The 15,966-nt window shown below is 63.7% G+C and carries 14 protein-coding genes and 1 pseudogene; 13 read left to right on the top strand and 2 right to left on the bottom strand.

What is annotated here, in order from left to right; all coding sequences use genetic code 11:
* Positions 1–39 precede the first annotated feature (39 nt).
* The 10 genes from OKC29_RS01415 (at position 40) to pbpG (ending at position 10,070) form a co-directional block, all read left to right on the top strand.
* Complete coding sequence (locus OKC29_RS01415) at positions 40–255, top strand: hypothetical protein (RefSeq protein ID WP_123785018.1); 216 nt, start codon at positions 40–42, stop codon at positions 253–255.
* Positions 256–531: 276 nt separating this feature from the next.
* Positions 532–1,929, top strand: coding sequence for an ammonia-forming nitrite reductase cytochrome c552 subunit (gene nrfA, locus OKC29_RS01410; protein ID WP_270668764.1), 1,398 nt, complete (start codon positions 532–534; stop codon positions 1,927–1,929).
* A gap of 51 nt (positions 1,930–1,980) precedes the next feature.
* Complete coding sequence (gene nrfB / locus OKC29_RS01405; RefSeq protein ID WP_073350070.1) at positions 1,981–2,595, top strand: cytochrome c nitrite reductase pentaheme subunit; 615 nt, start codon at positions 1,981–1,983, stop codon at positions 2,593–2,595.
* Complete coding sequence (gene nrfC / locus OKC29_RS01400) at positions 2,592–3,284, top strand: cytochrome c nitrite reductase Fe-S protein (protein WP_016350544.1); 693 nt, start codon at positions 2,592–2,594, stop codon at positions 3,282–3,284. The genes nrfB and nrfC overlap by 4 nt, the downstream gene beginning before the upstream one ends.
* Positions 3,281–4,237, top strand: a complete 957-nt coding sequence (nrfD, locus tag OKC29_RS01395; RefSeq protein WP_073350068.1) for a cytochrome c nitrite reductase subunit NrfD — start codon at positions 3,281–3,283, stop codon at positions 4,235–4,237. Before nrfC ends, nrfD begins: the two co-directional genes overlap by 4 nt.
* A gap of 173 nt (positions 4,238–4,410) precedes the next feature.
* Positions 4,411–6,372, top strand: a complete 1,962-nt coding sequence (nrfE, locus tag OKC29_RS01390) for a heme lyase NrfEFG subunit NrfE (RefSeq protein ID WP_073350066.1) — start codon at positions 4,411–4,413, stop codon at positions 6,370–6,372.
* Complete coding sequence (locus OKC29_RS01385) at positions 6,369–6,968, top strand: DsbE family thiol:disulfide interchange protein (protein WP_073350064.1); 600 nt, start codon at positions 6,369–6,371, stop codon at positions 6,966–6,968. The genes nrfE and OKC29_RS01385 overlap by 4 nt, the downstream gene beginning before the upstream one ends.
* Entirely contained in the window at positions 6,965–8,155 is a 1,191-nt protein-coding gene (gene nrfF, locus OKC29_RS01380) for a heme lyase NrfEFG subunit NrfF (protein WP_073350062.1), read from the top strand. The genes OKC29_RS01385 and nrfF overlap by 4 nt, the downstream gene beginning before the upstream one ends.
* Before the next feature lie 136 nt (positions 8,156–8,291).
* Complete coding sequence (locus OKC29_RS01375) at positions 8,292–8,747, top strand: NUDIX hydrolase (protein ID WP_073350060.1); 456 nt, start codon at positions 8,292–8,294, stop codon at positions 8,745–8,747.
* A gap of 402 nt (positions 8,748–9,149) precedes the next feature.
* Positions 9,150–10,070, top strand: a complete 921-nt coding sequence (gene pbpG / locus OKC29_RS01370) for a D-alanyl-D-alanine endopeptidase (protein WP_005300287.1) — start codon at positions 9,150–9,152, stop codon at positions 10,068–10,070.
* A gap of 106 nt (positions 10,071–10,176) precedes the next feature.
* Here pbpG and OKC29_RS01365 read toward each other — a convergent pair.
* A pseudogene (locus OKC29_RS01365) lies at positions 10,177–11,562 on the bottom strand (tryptophanase).
* 470 nt (positions 11,563–12,032) lie between these two features.
* Here OKC29_RS01365 and OKC29_RS01360 point away from each other — a divergent pair.
* The 3 genes from OKC29_RS01360 (at position 12,033) to OKC29_RS01350 (ending at position 15,122) form a co-directional block, all read left to right on the top strand.
* A complete protein-coding gene (locus tag OKC29_RS01360; RefSeq protein WP_073350058.1) occupies positions 12,033–12,197 on the top strand; it encodes a DUF2256 domain-containing protein in 165 nt (54 codons plus the stop codon).
* Positions 12,197–13,717 (top strand): cryptochrome/photolyase family protein, encoded by a 1,521-nt coding sequence (locus OKC29_RS01355; RefSeq protein WP_073350056.1) that lies wholly within the window; start codon positions 12,197–12,199, stop codon positions 13,715–13,717. The genes OKC29_RS01360 and OKC29_RS01355 overlap by 1 nt, the downstream gene beginning before the upstream one ends.
* Before the next feature lie 151 nt (positions 13,718–13,868).
* A complete protein-coding gene (locus OKC29_RS01350) occupies positions 13,869–15,122 on the top strand; it encodes a D-amino acid dehydrogenase (protein WP_011705831.1) in 1,254 nt (417 codons plus the stop codon).
* 111 nt (positions 15,123–15,233) lie between these two features.
* On the opposite strand, the gene OKC29_RS01345 is transcribed toward OKC29_RS01350, so the two are convergent.
* Positions 15,234–15,926 carry a TetR/AcrR family transcriptional regulator gene (locus OKC29_RS01345; protein WP_162275674.1) on the bottom strand — a complete coding sequence of 231 codons (693 nt, stop codon included), beginning with the start codon at positions 15,924–15,926 and terminating at the stop codon, positions 15,234–15,236.
* Positions 15,927–15,966: the final 40 nt, after the last annotated feature.

Here is a 15,966-nt window from a genome sequence, read left to right as displayed (position 1 = left end):
TGATCTGGCAGGATCCCTTCCTGCGCGGACGGATCCAGTATGGCAAAACGTGACGCAGCCGCCGCAATCCCCCTGATTGAATCCGGCAATCAGGGGATCATCATGGCTCCCTTCCCTGAATTCAATAATGCATATCTATTCACAAAAAATTTTCTATCCCTAAATGAATACAGCTCGCGCCATTTGACGCACATTCCCTTGCGGGACGCGGGCTGGCGGGCCATGGCCGCCACGGTGCGTGGTGCACCGCATTAACAATGATGCAATAAGTTGAGTTTCCTCATAATTTAACCGGGATCTCATTTCCGCTTGTTGCCTGCTCCGACAATTGATCTAGCGCAATCCCGCTCCCGATAAATCATCATTCGTTTTACCCATTTGGTAATATCCAGCTCGAGCAATCGCATAAATACATGGGTTTTATTCACTAATAACAATTAATCGGCCTGCCTGCTCCTGCCTAGTGCGGGGGCTGATGCCCACATCCAGGATGGAACGGTCAGGCTTGGCAATGAGATCGATTTGGGAGTGATGATCGTGAGTTCACACAACAGACAGACCAGGCTGGGCCTCGCCGCCCTGCTGCTTACCACCTGCCTTGGCACCAGCGGCTGGGCACAGGCGGCCGACGAGGCACAACCCAAGGGCAAGATTGAGGCGCGCAGCGAGCTGTTCGCCAAGGATCACGCCGATCAGTTCACCAGCTGGAAAGGCACCAGCGAGAGCCGCGAGCGCACCGATGCCCTGGCGGAAGATCCGCAGATGGTGGTGCTCTGGGCCGGCTACCCCTTCTCCAAGGATTACAACAAGCCGCGCGGCCACTTCTATGCGCTGACCGACGTGCGGGAAACCCTGCGCACCGGCGCCCCCAAGACCGCCGAAGACGGTCCGCTGCCCATGGCCTGCTGGAGCTGCAAAGGCCCGGACGTGGCTCGCGTCATCGACGAGAAGGGTGAGGATGGCTACTTCAAGGGGATGTGGGCAAAAGGCGGCCCCGAGATCGTCAACACCATCGGCTGCGCCGACTGCCACGACACCGCCTCGAAAGAGTTCAAGGAGGGCAAACCCGCCCTGCACCTCTCCCGTCCCTATGCCGACCGGGCCATGACCGCCATCGGCAAGCCGTTCAAGGAGCAGGGGCGCTTTGATCAGCAGTCTCAGGTGTGCGGCCAGTGCCACGTGGAGTACTACTTCAGCGGCCCGACCAAGGCGGTGAAATTCCCCTGGGACAAGGGCACCACAGTGGAGCAGATGGAGCAGTATTACGATGAAATAGGCTTTGCCGACTGGACCCATGCCCTCTCCAAGACCCCCATGCTCAAAGCCCAGCACCCCGAGTACGAGACCTGGCGCGCCGGCATTCACGGCCAGAACAACGTCGCCTGCGTTGACTGCCACATGCCCAAGGTGCAGAACGAACAGGGCAAGGTCTACACCGATCACAAGGTAGGCAACCCCTTCGATCGCTTCGACCAGACCTGCCGCAACTGCCACACCCAGAGCAAGGAGATGCTGCAAGGGGTGGTCAAGCAGCGCAAGGATGCCGTCACCGAGATCAAGCTCAAAGTCGAGAAGCAGCTGGTGCACGCCCACTTTGAAGCCAAGGCCGCCTGGGATGCCGGCGCCACCGAGGCCGAGATGAAGGACATTCTGCAGGACATCCGTCACGCCCAATGGCGCTGGGACTTCTCCATCGCCTCCCACGGGGTGCAGATGCACGCCCCGGAAGTGGCGCTGCGCATGCTGGGAACCGCCCTGGACAAGGCCGCCGATGCCCGCACCAAGCTGGCACGCCTGTTGGCCGCCAAGGGGATCAGCCACGAGATCGCCATTCCTGACATTTCCAGCAAGGATAAGGCCCAGTTCCTCAAGACCACAGTCCCCGCCTGGGATGCCGAGGCCAAAGCGGCCGGACGGCTCGCACAATGACGAGGCATGCGGGCCCGCAGTGTCGGGCCCGCAGCCGGATGGAGGCTTCCTATGGGTGATTTAACGATGGATTTCTTACGACTGATGCTGATGGCAGCCATGCTGCTGACCAGCCTGCAGGGCCAGGCCGCCGATGCGGCCGGCGCGCCTGCGGCCCTCTCTGCCACACCTGTCTCTGCTACACATGAGGTGGAGTTTTTGCGCAATCCCGATGCCGCCTGTACCGACTGCCACAAGGAGCAGGCATACGGCATGCACGGCAAGCATGGTCAGGCGACCAACCCCAACAATCTGGCGCCGGTCACCTGCACCAACTGCCATGGTCAGCCCTCCCCCAAACACCGGGAAGGGGTCAAGGATGTGATGCGCTTTAGCGACAGCTTCAAGGACAAGCAGAGCACCGAGAGCTACCCCATCGCCGAGCAGAACGGGGTCTGCATGAGCTGTCACGAACCCAAACCGCTGCGCGAGGCGCTCTGGGCCCACGACGTGCACGCCACCAAGCTCACCTGCACCAGCTGCCACCAGCTGCACCCGGCCAAGGAGCCCATGGTGGCGATTCCGGAGAAGTCCCGCATCACGCTCTGCGTCGACTGCCACAGCAAGCAGCATGAGGCCGTCAAGGCGGCCAAGGCGAACACCACCCCGGGCAAGGAGGCACAATGAGCTGCTCTCGCCGTCACTTCATGGCGGGGATGAGCGCGGGGGCCCTCATCATGATGACGGGGGCTGCTCGTGCCAACACCCGCTCCCTTGCCACTACCCTCGCCCACAGCCAGACCATCGACGGGGTCCGCTACGGCATGATCCACGACGAGACGGCCTGCATCGGCTGTACCGCCTGCATGGATGCCTGCCGGGAGGTGAATCAGGTGCCAGAGGGGGTCTCGCGCCTCGAGATCATCCGCTCCGGCCCCATCGGCACCTTCCCCGATGCCGAGTACCACTTCTTTCGCAAGTCCTGCCAGCACTGCGACAACGCTCCTTGCGTGCACGTCTGCCCGACCGGTGCCTCCCATATCCGCAAAGAGGATGGCATCGTCGACGTCAACCCGGATCTCTGCGTTGGCTGCATGTACTGTCTGGCCGCCTGCCCCTATCAGGTGCGCTTTATCAACCCTGTGACCAAGGTGGCGGACAAGTGCGACTTTTGCCGCAAGACCAACCTGGCGGCGGGCAAGGAGCCGGCGTGCGTGGAATCCTGTCCCACCAAGGCGCTGGTGTTCGGCAATCTGGATGACCCGGACAGCCCCATCGCCAAACGGCTGGTAAAGGAGACCACCTATCGCTACAAGCAGGCACTCGGCACCTCGCCCAAGATGTACCGCGTGCCCAAAGGGGAGATAAAGTCATGACCATGCAAGAGGCATTTCACTTCCCCTCGCTGGTGTGGGACTGGCCCATCGCCATCTATCTCTTTCTGCTCGGCATCTCCGCCGGGGCCACCACTCTCTCGGTGCTATTGCGCCGCAAGGGGGCCGGCAGCGAGAGCGGCATCATCAAGGCGACCGCCATTCTGGCGCCGGTGAGTGTGGTGCTGGGGTTACTGATCCTCATCTTCCATCTGGCCCGCCCGTGGACCTTCTGGAAGCTGATGTTCCACTACCAGTTCGACTCCGTGATGTCGATGGGGGTCATGCTGTTTCAGGTCTACATGGCGGTGCTGTTCGCCTGGCTGGCGGTGGTGTTTCGCTCCGAGATCGAGACCTTGCGCCGTCACCTGCTGCAAGAGAAGTTCGCCTTTGTGGATGATCTCATCGCCTGGCTTGCCCGCATCGAGCGGCTGCTGGCACCGCTCTTGCTGCTGCTTGCCGTGCTCTTGGGGGCCTACACCGGCTTTCTGCTGTCGGCGCTCAAGACCTATCCGCTGTTGAACAACCCGGTGCTGCCGGTGCTGTTCCTCATCTCCGGCGTCAGCTCCGGCATCGCTTCCACCATCTTGCTGGCGGTCACCCTGTTCAAGGAGAACCATCACAGCCAGGGAGTGAGCTTCGTCCACCGCTTTGAGCGGCCGGTGCTGGCGGTGGAGGTGTTGCTGCTGGTCTGCTTCTTTACCGGCCTCTACTTCGGTGGCGGCCAAAAGGAGGCAGCCATGTGGGCCGCCATCGGCAGCGGCTTCTGGGCTCAGGTGTTCTGGCTCGGGGTGGTGGGCATCGGCATGCTGCTGCCCCAGTTGCTGGCCCTGCTGGCCCCCGCGCCGCTACGGGCCAAAAACGGCTATCTGGTATTGGTCTGCAGCCTGACCCTGGTGGGGATCCTGCTGCTGCGCTACTTCGTGCTCTACGCCGGCCAGATGACGGTAGTTTAAAGGTATGATCACCAGCGCCAGCCACCCTCGGGTGACTGGCGCTGGTTTGTTGCTGGCCCAATGAATTTCTGGTGATGCCACACCCGTTGCTTGGCAATGTTTTCCCCCAAAGGGAGACGACGCGGCGTGTGTGGCATGACATGAATGACATCAAAGATTGAAACGGAGGTTGTGTGCTGGCGGAGCTCGGCTATCTCTCACTGTTGCTGGCGACCGGGCTCGCCCTGCTGCAAGGCACCCTGCCCTGGCTGGGGCTGCGGCTCGCCTCACGTCCGCTGCTGGGCTGCGCAGCACCGCTGGCCCTCCTGGTCGCACTCCTGCTCGGGGCCGCCCTGCTGCTGCTCGCCGGCTGTTTTGGCCTCGATGACTTCACCCTGGTCTATGTGGCCCAGCACGCCAACAGCGCCCTGCCGCTGGGCTTCAAGCTGGCGGCGGTGTGGGGCGGTCACGAGGGCTCCATGCTGTTCTTCGTCTTTGCGCTGGGGCTGTGGGGCGCGCTGGTGGCTCTTTGCTCCAAGCGGGTCGATCCGCTTATTACAACCCGGGTACTGGCCATCATGGGGCTGATCGTCGGGCTGTTCGGCCTCTATACCCTGATCTTCTCCAGCCCGTTTGACCGCCAGTTCCCGGGGCCGCTGGAGGGGCGCGATCTCAACCCCATGCTGCAGGACATCGGCCTCATCATCCACCCGCCCCTGCTCTATCTTGGTTATGTCGGCTTTGCGGTCAACTTCGCCTTCGCCATGGCGGCGCTGCACTCGGGCAGGCTCGATGGCGCCGTGGCCCACTGGAGCCGCCCCTGGGCGCTCGGCTCCTGGGTGTTTCTCACCGCCGGCATCGTGCTGGGCTCCTGGTGGGCTTATTACGAGCTCGGCTGGGGCGGCTGGTGGTTCTGGGATCCGGTGGAAAATGCCTCCCTCTTGCCCTGGCTGCTCGGCACCGCCCTGCTGCACGCCCTGGTGGTGTGCGAGAAGCGCGGCGCTTACGGCCACGCCGTGCTGCTGCTCTCCATCTTCACCTTTTCGCTGAGCCTGCTCGGCACCTTCGTGGTGCGCTCCGGGGTGCTCACCTCGGTGCACGCCTTTGCGGTGGACCCCAGCCGCGGCCTCACCCTGCTGTTGCTGCTCGGCTTGCTATTGACCTGCGCCCTCACCCTGTTTGCCCTGCGGGCGGACATTCGCGCTCCCTATGCCCGCTTTGGCTTGCTGTCAAAAGAGGGGCTGCTCGGCGCCGCCATCCTGCTGCTCAGCGTGGCCTGCGCCAGCGTGCTGCTCGGCACCTTCTACCCCATGGTGTTCCAGTCGCTCCATCTGGGCTCGCTCTCGGTGGGCGCCCCCTATTTCAATACCATCTTCGTGCCGCTGGCCCTCTGCCTGATGGCGCTGATGACCCAGCTGCCGCGCCTGCGCTGGCAGCATCTGGCAACCCAGCGCCGCATCAAGGTGCTGCTCCCATGCCTGTTCGGCCTGCTGGGGGGCGCCTTGCTGAGCCTCGCCTATCCCGAGCCGCTGCGGGGCGGTTGGCTGGGGCTCGCGGCCAACGTGCTGAGCCTCTGGCTGATGGCCAGCCTGCTGCTCCCGCTCTTACAACCGACGTCGCTGCGTGAGCTCACCCTCAATCGGTTCGGCAGCCTGATGGCCCACCTCGGGGTGGCGGTGTGCGCCCTCGGCATCGCGCAGGTGAGTCACCACAGTCAGGAGGGGGGCGCCGTGCTCGCCGCAGGCCAGCCCTATCGGCTCGGCGCCTTCGAGTTTCGCTATGAGGGGAGCGAGCCGATCATCGGCCCCAACTACACCGCCGAGCGCATCACCTTGAGCGTGCATCGGGAGGGCCAGGAGGTAGCCAGGCTCACCCCGGAGCGGCGTCACTACAGCGTGCGCACCATGAACATGAACGAACCCGGGATCAAATGGGGATTGCTCGGCGATCTCTACGTGGTGCTCGGCGATAAGATGGGGCCCGGCGCCTATGCCATGCGGCTGCACTACAAGCCGCTGGTGCGCTGGATCTGGCTCGGCGGCCTGTTGATGATGGCGGGCGGTGCCCTGCGCCTGCTTGCCCGCCGGCCGCTGCTGGCTAGCCATCCTGCGCCAGCTGCCGCCCCCTACCCTCGGCTTGAACAGGAGACCTTATGAACGCCCGTCTGCGCCTGTTCGTGCCGCTCGTGCTCACCCTGGGGCTCGGTGCCCTGCTCTGGCTCGGCCTTGGCAACAACCCCTACAGCCAGGATGAGGCCGTCGCAGGGCGCACCCTGCCCGCCTGGCAGAGTGACGATCTGCTTGGTGGCGCCCCCATCCACACCGCAGCACTCAAGGGGGAGCCCTTCGTGCTCAACGTCTGGGCCAGCTGGTGCCCCAACTGCCGCGCCGAGCATCCGCTGCTGGGTGAGCTGGCCAGCGCCGTGCCCCTCTACGGCCTCAACTACCGGGACAAGGGGGATGCCGCCCGCGCCTGGCTCACCGAGGCAGGCAACCCCTATCGCGCCGTGCTGGCCGACCCCGACGGTCGACTCGCACTGGAGCTCGGCGTCTACGGCACGCCAGAAACCTATCTCTTCGCCGGCGACGGCACCCTGCTGACCCGCCATACCGGCCTGCTCACCCGGGAAGTCTGGCAACGCCAGTTTGCCCCCCTGCTTGCAAAGGCCCGCAGCAACATCGCTAGCCAGCCCGAAGTGGAAAGAGAAGTGGAGAGAGAAGTAAAGAGACAAGAGCAGGAGAGCAAGCCATGAGCCGCCTCGGCCACGCCCTGATCGCGCCGCTCTTGCTGGCCTTGAGCCTCGGGGCCCTTGCCAGCGGGGTCGACACCTATGAGTTTCGCCACCCCGAGCGGCAGACCCGAGCTCAGGATCTGGCCCGCGCCCTGCGCTGCCCCCAGTGCCAGAACCAGAACCTGGTGGAGTCCAACTCCCCCATCGCCCGGGATCTGCGGCTCGAGGTCTACCGCTGGGTGGACGAAGGACAGTCTGATGAGCAGGTGATCGCCCGCATGACGGAGCGCTTCGGCGATTTCGTGCGCTACGATCCCCCCTTAAAGCGCAGCACGGCGCTGCTGTGGGGTGGCCCCGTCCTCTTGCTGTTGCTGGCGCTCAATCGCCTGCGCAGGAGCCTGCATCGCCGGCAACCGGCGCGGGTGCCGCTTATCGGCGACAGAGCCGAGGGGATGCTCGCCCACGACCCCAGGGCCGAGCTGAACCGACTGATCATGGCCGAGCAGCAGACGGGACTTGCCCCCCACAGCCGCCTCTACCGGGAGCTGGAGCTGGCCCGCCTCGCCAACGCCACCCTACCCGCCGAGCAAACTCTGCGCGACCGGCTGGTAAGAGATCGCACCGCCCGTCCGCAGCTCTGGCTGCGCTCATGGATACTGCTTGGGTCCCTGCTGCTGGCGCTGATGGCCGGAATTTATGCCGGCACCGGCCGCTATCAGGCGTGGCAGGCTTATCAGTCGCGCCCCGATCCGCTGGCGGGATTGAGCCCGCGGGATCTGCAAGACAAAGAACTGGGCGCCCTGCACCAGCGCCTGCAAACCAACCCTGCCGATCTCGACGGCTGGGCGGCGCTCGGCCAGCTCTATCTCTACCGGGACGAGTATGCCAACGCCCTGCTCGCCTACCAGCGCCTCGCTCTGCAAGAAGGGGGAGCCAGCGCGGCGACCCAGGCCGCCCAGGCGACGGTGCTCTACTACCAGGCGGGCCAGCAGCTCACCCCGGAGGCGCTGCGTCTGCTTGATAGCGCGCTCAAGCAGGACAAGGGAGAGGTGAGCGCCCTGATGCTGCTCGCCTCCGATCACTTCCTGCACGGCCGCTACTCCCAGGCCATCGCCCTCTGGCAGCAGTTGCTGGACGAGGAGCGCCCCCGCATCAACCGGGCCGCGCTGATCGAGGCGATCCAGACTGCCCGCATGATGGGAGGCTGACCGCACGTATGATGGGGGCTGAATGCCCCTGTCACGTTGGGCCCGCACAAGCGCCGCCGGCAGGGAAATCACTTGCCAAGATCCCGTCTGCGGCCGAACATAGGCGTCCATTGAACCTGTTTCTGGAGCCTCTCCCATGATCCCCATTCGCTGTCACGCCGTCTCCGGCGTTGCACTCTCCACCGTCCTGAGCGAGACCAGGTTGCTGATGATGAAACGGGTCAAGGGCGGCTTCTGGTGTCATGTGGCGGGCACGGTCGAAGCAGGGGAAACCGGTTGGCAAACCATAGTGCGCGAATTTCGCGAGGAGACCGGCATCGTCGTGAATGAACTCTACAACTGCCAGTATCTGGAGCAGTTTTACGAGCACGCCACCAACACCCTCTGTCTGGTGCCGGTGTTCGTGGTCTACTGCCCGCCAACGCAGGCGGTGACCCTCAACCACAAGCACACCGAGTACCGCTGGTGCACCCTGGCCGAGGCCAAGGCACTGGCGGGCTTCCCCGGCCAGCAGGCACTCTATGATCACCTCTGGCACTACTTTGTCGAAAACAGCCCCTCGGCGCTGATGCGGGTGGCCATGACACCATAGCGGGTGCATGCCAAGAGCCCTGCCGTTATCCCCTTGATCCTGTGATGATCCACATCCGGCCATGGCGGCCATAAGCACATGTTGCTGCCCCTGATCAGGCCGTTTTCAGCAGAGATGATCACCCAGAATGAGCGAGAGGAAGGGAATAAGCAGCAGAGAGAGGTAAAAGAGTGACTATCTGGCGGCCAGGGGCCGCCACCAGCCGCGCGCTGCGGCCAGGTTCCCCACTCCTGCCCACCCCATGATTACTCGTATGAAACCACTCATAGCCGCCATTACCGTTATTTCAAGGTGCGCCATCCCATAAAATTGAAATATCGGGCCATTAGACGTTGTGAAGCGTCAATTACCGTCATATAACTTAGCCAAATATCCCTGTCAGCCGTACGGTAGCGTCAAATCATGATTACTCGCCCTTTTCTTACCCTGTTGCTCGGTGCCTTCCTTGTTCCCGTCAGCATGGAGAGCGCCCAGGCCAATCCGTTTTCAGCCCAGTCTCACTCCCCCAACAGCTTTCTGGAGCAGCGCAACGATCTGGCGCTGAGCTCCGCCGCCTTCGTGGTGGCCAACCCGCGCACCGGTGAAGTGCTGTCGGAGCGCAACGCCAATCGGGTGATGCCGATAGCCTCCATCACCAAGCTGATGACGGCACTGGTGGTGCTCGATGCCAATCAGCGTCTCTCCGAGATGCTGACCGTCACCATGGCCGACGTGGACAGACTCAAGGGCACCGGGTCGCGGCTGGCGGTGGGCTCGCGCCTGAGCCGGGCCGACATGCTGCACATCGCCCTGATGTCGTCGGAAAACCGCGCCGCCTCGGCGCTGGCCAGAAACTACCCGGGTGGCCAGCGCGCCTTCATCGAGGCGATGAACGCCAAGGCCCGCATGCTCGGCATGTGGAGCACCCAGTTCTCCGACAGTACCGGCCTCACCCCCCGCAACGTCTCCAGCGCCCACGATCTCGCCAAGCTGGTGGCGGCGGCATCCACCTATCCGCTCATTCGCCAATACTCCTCCACCGAGGAGCGCATGGTGCGCAACGGCAAGCGCCAGCTGCACTACCTCAACTCCAACCGGCTGGTGCGCGAAGGGAGCTGGCCCATCTCCCTCTCCAAGACCGGCTACATCCGCGAGGCGGGTCGCTGCCTGGTGATGGCCACCCAGATCAACCGCGAGCCGGTGATCATGGTGCTGCTCAACGCCGATACCCCCAACGCCCGGGTGGCCGATGCCAAGCGGATCAAATCCTGGCTGGAGACTTCCGGTCGCATGAGCCTGACCGCCCAGTCCAGTCCCCAGACCAAGCTGTTCAGCAGCCAGTAACGCGCCCGGCCATCCTCGTCAAAAAAGCCCCCGCACCTAGGTGCGGGGGCTTTTGTTGTTGAGCCTTTAGCCAAGCCTGCTGGCTACGGCTCCGACGTGCTGGCGATCAGACCGGCTTGAGCCGCGCGGTGAAGTGACGCAGCAGCGGCGGCTCGTAGTCAAAGGTGAGCCCGCGAATGTCGCTGGCCCGCGCTTTCACCGCAATCAGGCAGTCGGCCACATAGTCCATGTGATCCCGGGTGTAGACCCGGCGCGGAATAGTGAGCCGCAACAGCTCAAAATCCGCCGCCTCCTGCTTGCCGGTGGCGGGATCACGCCCCAGCAGCAGGGAGCCAATTTCCACCCCGCGCACGCCCCCTTCCAGATAGAGCTCGCAGGCGAGCGCATGGGCCGGGAACTGCTCGGCCGGAATATGGGGCAGCAACTTTTTGGCATCCACAAACACCGCATGGCCGCCAGTGGGGGTCTGGATCGGGATGCCCGCCTCGGCCAGCCGCTCGCCGAGATACGCCACCTGACTGATGCGGTAGGTGAGATACTCTTCATCCATCCCCTCGCGCAGGCCGATGGCAAGCGCCGCCATGTCCCGCCCGGCAAGGCCGCCATAGGTGACAAACCCCTCCATCGCCACACAGCGCACCTGCACCGCGCGAAACAGCTAGAGATCCTCCTTGAAGCAGCAGAGCCCGCCGATATTGACCAGCCCGTCCTTCTTGGCCGACATGGTGAAAATGTCCCCCAGTGCGAACATCTGGCGCACGATCTCCTTGATGCTGTGCTTGGCATAGGCCGGGTCCCGCTCCTTGATAAACCAGGCGTTCTCGGCAAAGCGGGCGGCATCGATCACCACCGGAATATGGTGGCGACGGGCCAGCTCGGAGACCGCCTCCATATTGGCCATGGAGACCGGCTGACCACCGGCGCTGTTGCAGGTGACCGTGATGATGATGCCGGCCACGTTATCGGCCCCCAGGGTCTCGATGGTGTCGCTCAGGCGAGGGAGATCAAAATCCCCCTTCCAGGCGTAGGGGGCCGTGGTGTCGAGGGCTTTCGGGGTGAGCAGGTTGATGGCCCGCGCGCCAGCCAACTCCACGTGGGCCTTGGTGGTGTCGAAGTGGTAGTTGGAGATGAAAACCGGCGCCTTGCCCTGGCAGCGCTTGACCAGCTCGGGGAAGAGGATCTGCTCCGCCCCGCGCCCCTGGTGGGTGGGCATCACATGCTGGTAGCCAAAGATCTCGCGCACCGCGCGCTCCAGCTCGACGAAGTTGCGGCTGCCCGCATAGGCCTCATCCCCCATCATGATGCCGGCCCACTGACGATCGGACATGGCACCGGTGCCGCTGTCGGTCAGCAGATCGATATAGACATCCTCGGCCAGCAGCAGGAAGGGATTCCAGCCAGCGGCCTCGAGAGCGGCGCGGCGCTCGGCGCCAGTGGTCTGTTTGATGGGCTCGACCATCTTGATACGAAACGGCTCGGGTATACGACGCATAAAAGACTCCTCACCGGCGCAAGGCCAGTGTGTTTGAAATTGGGATTGGCAAAAAGGCCGGGGCGATCAGGGTCGTCCGGCTGACAAATTCAAACGGCGGGTGCCGCCAATCAGCGGTGAGGAAAGTCGAGGGTCAGAATGGGATCCCGGGTGTACCAGTGGGCGAGCAGGCAGGCTGCCCGGGGCGTAGCTGTCACGATTGGCATCACTCCCCTCCATGTCGGTTGTAAACAGTCGGTGGCCAATAAGATCCATTGATGGGTACTGCCAGCAGGCAGCCTCGCCACGTTAACGGCAGGTTAATTGGCAGACAAGAGGCGCACCGCCGGGCTGTGCGCCTGCTCACAAAGCATCCATTCACTTGGCCCGATACCGGCAACGGTGATCCCACCCGCACCCCGCTTCGTTAAGCTGTTATCCCGTTGACTTGACCCTGTTCACGCACCTCGTTGCCCACAGCCGGAAGACCCATGCATCGCAAAGCCCATCTGCCCGAGAAGATCTGCCCCGTCTGCCAACGCCCCTTCAGCTGGCGGCGCAAGTGGGCAAATTGCTGGGAGGAGGTTCGCTACTGCAGCGAGCGCTGTCGCCGCGCTCGTCACCGCAGCCATCCACATAATGGGGAGCATGACTGATGGAGCTGCGCCTCGTGCTCGGCGATCAGCTGAACGCCGGTCACAGCTGGTTTCGCACGCCGGATCCGGCGGTTTGCTATCTGATGGCGGAGCTGCGCCAGGAGACCGACTACTGTCGCCACCATCGCCAGAAGGTGCTGGCCTTCTTTGCCGCCATGCGCGCCTTCGCGGCGGCCCTTGGCAAGGCGGGCCACCGCGTCTGTTACCTGACTCTCGATGAGAGCGCCCGCTGGCCCGACTTGCCCAGCTTGCTGGAGGCTCAGCTCGAAGCACATCAGGCCGACAGCTTCGCCTGGCAGAGCCCGGACGAGTGGCGCCTCGCCAGCCAGTTGAAAAACTGGGCGGCGGGCCTTGCCATCCCTGCCACCGAGGTGGAAAGCGAACATTTTCTCACCTCCCGCGATGGCTGGCAGCGCTACCCCCACAGCCGGATGGAGTTCTTCTACCGCGCCCTGCGCAAGCAATACAGGGTGCTGCTCGATGAGCGCGGCCAGCCCCTTGGTGGGCGCTGGAACTTTGATGATGAGAACCGTGCCAAATTGCCGGCTAATCAGCCCATCCCGGCGCCCCTTACCTTTGCCAACGAAGTGAGCGACATCGATGCCATGCTGACCCGCCACGGGGTCAGCACCATCGGCGAGGCGAATGCCAGCAGACTGTCCTGGCCCATCAGCCGGCGCCAGAGTCGCGAGCTGCTGGCCCATTTTCTGGCCCACTGCCTGCCCCACTTTGGCCGCTATCAGGATGCCCTGAGCGAGCGGGGCTGGAGCCTGTTTCATAGCCGCCTGTCATTTTCCCTCAATAGCAAGATGCTCCACCCGCTCGAGGTGATCCGCGCCGCCGAAGCTCACTGGCAGGCCAATCAGGCAACCATCACCCTGGCGCAGGTTGAGGGATTTATCCGTCAGATCCTCGGCTGGCGCGAGTTCGTGCACGCCCTCTACTGGGAAAAGATGCCCGACTATCAGCAGACCAATTTTCTGGGGGCCAAGCGGCCGCTACCCGGTTTCTTCTGGAATGGCGAAACCAAGATGGCCTGCGTGCGCCACGCCATTGGCCAGTCTCTGGAGCACGGCTACGCCCACCATATCCAGCGGCTGATGGTGACCGGCAACTTTGCCCTGCTGGCGGGGATCTATCCTGACGAGGTGGATGCCTGGTATCTCGGCATCTATGTGGATGCCATCGAGTGGGTGGAGCTGCCCAACACCCGCGGCATGAGCCAGTTTGCCGATGGCGGTCTGATGGGCAGCAAGCCCTACGCCAGCAGCGGCGCCTATCTCGAGCGGATGGGTCACTACTGCAAGGGGTGCCACTATCAGGTCAAAGCCCGCCACGGCGATGGGAGTTGCCCCTTCAACAGCCTCTACTGGCACTTTTTGTGGCGCAATCGGAACAAACTTGGCAGTAATCCCCGCCTCGCCTTGCCCTATGCCAACTGGGATGGCCAGGCCGCCGAACAGCAGCGCGCCATCCTAGGGACGGCGGAGCAGTACCTGATCCGGCTGGAGCAGCTCTGACTGCCACAGCTAATACCAACAAGTCCACACTTTTCAACATTGAAAACCAGTTAAATAAATGTAAATAGATATATATCCCAATTATATCTACACCAGTTGAATATCCTGTGGCGGCTGATTAAGGTGAGGGCCCCAGTCAAGGAGAGACAAGATGGATATAGTGGTACTCGGTGGTGGCGTGGTCGGCGTGACCAGCGCCTGGTATCTGGCCAAGGCGGGTCACAAGGTGACGCTGCTGGAGCGGCGTGACGGAGTGGCCCTTGAAACCAGCCACGCCAATGCCGGCCAGATCTCCCCCGGTTACGCGGCCCCCTGGGCGGCCCCCGGCATTCCCCTCAAGGCCGCCAAGTGGCTGCTGCAAAAGCATGCCCCCTTCACGGTGCGACCGACCTCGGATCCCTTCCAGCTGCGCTGGATGCTGAAGATGTTTGCCAACTGCACCCCGGCGGCCTATGCGGTCAACAAGGGGCGCATGGTGCGGCTGGCCGAATACAGCCGCGACTGCATGAAGCTGCTGCGCGACGAGCTGAGCATCGATTATGAAGGGCGCCAGCTCGGCACCCTGCAGCTGTTTCGCAGTCAGGCCCAGCTCGATGCCAGCAAGCGCGACATCGAGGTGCTGGAAGAGTACGGCGTGCCCTACCAGTCCCTCGATGCCGCTGGCTGTGAAGGGGCAGAGCCGGCGCTGGCCCGGGTACGCGGCAAGATAGTGGGCGGCCTGCGCCTGCCGGGCGATGAGACCGGCGACTGCTTCCGCTTCACCAAGGCCATGGCAGCAGAAGCGCAGCGACTGGGGGTCAAGTTCGTGTTCAACTGCGCCATCGACGAGATCGAGCTGGCGCAGGGACGCGCCGTGGCGGTGCGGGCCGGCGAGCAGCGCTTCAAGGCCGACGCCATCGTCTGTGCCCTCGGCAGCTATGCCACCGGGTTCCTGCGCCCGCTCGGGCTCGATCTGCCCGTCTACCCGGTCAAGGGCTACTCCCTCACCCTGCCGATGATCAACGCCGAGGCCTCGCCGCGCAGTACCGTGCTGGACGAAACCTACAAGGTGGCCATCACCCGTTTCGATGAGCGGATCCGGGTCGGCGGCATGGCGGAGCTGTCGGGCTACAACCTGGCCCTCAACCCGAAACGGCACGACACCCTGGCCATGGTGGTCGGTGATCTCTTCCCCGAGGGGGGCGACATCAGCCGCGCCGACTTCTGGACCGGGCTGCGCCCCATGACGCCGGACGGCACCCCGCTAGTGGGCCCAAGCCCCATCCCCGGCCTCTGGCTCAACACCGGCCACGGCACCCTGGGCTGGACCATGGCGGCAGGCTCGGGTCAGCTGCTGTGCGATCTCATCAGCGGCAGCGACACCGCCATCAGCGACGAAGGGCTCACCCTGGCCCGCTACGGCTGAGACTTGTCCTGCGTCTCTTCCCGTTTCATCCCAAAGAGGGAGTGCCTGGCACTCCCTCTTGTTTTGACCCCTGTTTGTTTTGACCGCAGTTTGTTTTGACCCCAGTGCGATTTATTCAGCCTCTGCCGCCGCACCGCCCAGCATCAGGGCGGGCTGCGCCTGCCACACTCTGGCGGGATCCGGCTCGGCGATGGCGCTCGCCACCAGTTGCTGCAGCCAGTGGCGATGAAGCAGCCAGATGGGATCCCCCAGGCGTCCCTGCTCCTTGGCGCACTGCTTGACCACATCCGCCGTCCGGTAGAAGTAGCGGATCAGGGTGGTGAGCTCGGGTTCGGGCCAGCGGCAGCCAAAATGGCGCAGCCGCTCATGCCAAAATGCCAGCTGGCCGCGCTCGTGCTCCTGCTCGAGCCCATGCAGGGCCGGGATGAGATCCATCGCCTGCCACAGGGCCCCGTAACCGACGAAGCGCTCATCCAGCGCATCCAGCGCCTGATCCAGCATGGCCAGGGTCTGCGGCCAGTTATCGGCCTGCTGGCGGATCTCTGCCTGCGCCTCGCACACCGCCGCCAGCCAGTCCATCGCCAGCCGGCAGATGATCGCCTCCTTGTTGGGATAGAGGTGATAGAGCGACTTGATGCCCACCCCGGCGCGGGCGGCGATGGCATTGGTGTTGAGCGCCGCGAACCCCTGCTCCCGCAGCAGCGCCAGGGTGGCCTGCTCGATGCGGGTCGCTACCTCCTGACTGCGCTGCTGCCGCGGCTGACGCCGCATGCAGAGCTCCTCTGGCAATGCGTGTTCCGCCATTGCGTCTCTCCCTCCATGGTCACCGAGTCTCATCACTACA

Source organism: Aeromonas sp. QDB34 (assembly GCF_027705405.1).
Taxonomy (GTDB): Bacteria; Pseudomonadota; Gammaproteobacteria; order Enterobacterales; family Aeromonadaceae; genus Aeromonas; species Aeromonas hydrophila.
Note: the sequence above shows the minus strand (reverse complement) of the source record. Positions and strands in the feature narration are given on the sequence as shown.

Coding starts and splice junctions, on each gene's coding strand:
- OKC29_RS01415 (WP_123785018.1), top strand. CDS start 40: ATGGCAAAACGTGACGCAGCCGCCGCAATCCCCCTGATTGAATCCGGC.
- nrfB (WP_073350070.1), top strand. CDS start 1,981: ATGGGTGATTTAACGATGGATTTCTTACGACTGATGCTGATGGCAGCC.
- nrfF (WP_073350062.1), top strand. CDS start 6,965: ATGAGCCGCCTCGGCCACGCCCTGATCGCGCCGCTCTTGCTGGCCTTG.
- OKC29_RS01355 (WP_073350056.1), top strand. CDS start 12,197: ATGGAGCTGCGCCTCGTGCTCGGCGATCAGCTGAACGCCGGTCACAGC.
- OKC29_RS01350 (WP_011705831.1), top strand. CDS start 13,869: ATGGATATAGTGGTACTCGGTGGTGGCGTGGTCGGCGTGACCAGCGCC.
- OKC29_RS01345 (WP_162275674.1), bottom strand. CDS start 15,926: ATGGCGGAACACGCATTGCCAGAGGAGCTCTGCATGCGGCGTCAGCCG.
- nrfD (WP_073350068.1), top strand. CDS start 3,281: ATGACCATGCAAGAGGCATTTCACTTCCCCTCGCTGGTGTGGGACTGG.
- OKC29_RS01385 (WP_073350064.1), top strand. CDS start 6,369: ATGAACGCCCGTCTGCGCCTGTTCGTGCCGCTCGTGCTCACCCTGGGG.
- pbpG (WP_005300287.1), top strand. CDS start 9,150: ATGATTACTCGCCCTTTTCTTACCCTGTTGCTCGGTGCCTTCCTTGTT.
- OKC29_RS01360 (WP_073350058.1), top strand. CDS start 12,033: ATGCATCGCAAAGCCCATCTGCCCGAGAAGATCTGCCCCGTCTGCCAA.
- nrfA (WP_270668764.1), top strand. CDS start 532: ATGATCGTGAGTTCACACAACAGACAGACCAGGCTGGGCCTCGCCGCC.
- nrfC (WP_016350544.1), top strand. CDS start 2,592: ATGAGCTGCTCTCGCCGTCACTTCATGGCGGGGATGAGCGCGGGGGCC.
- OKC29_RS01375 (WP_073350060.1), top strand. CDS start 8,292: ATGATCCCCATTCGCTGTCACGCCGTCTCCGGCGTTGCACTCTCCACC.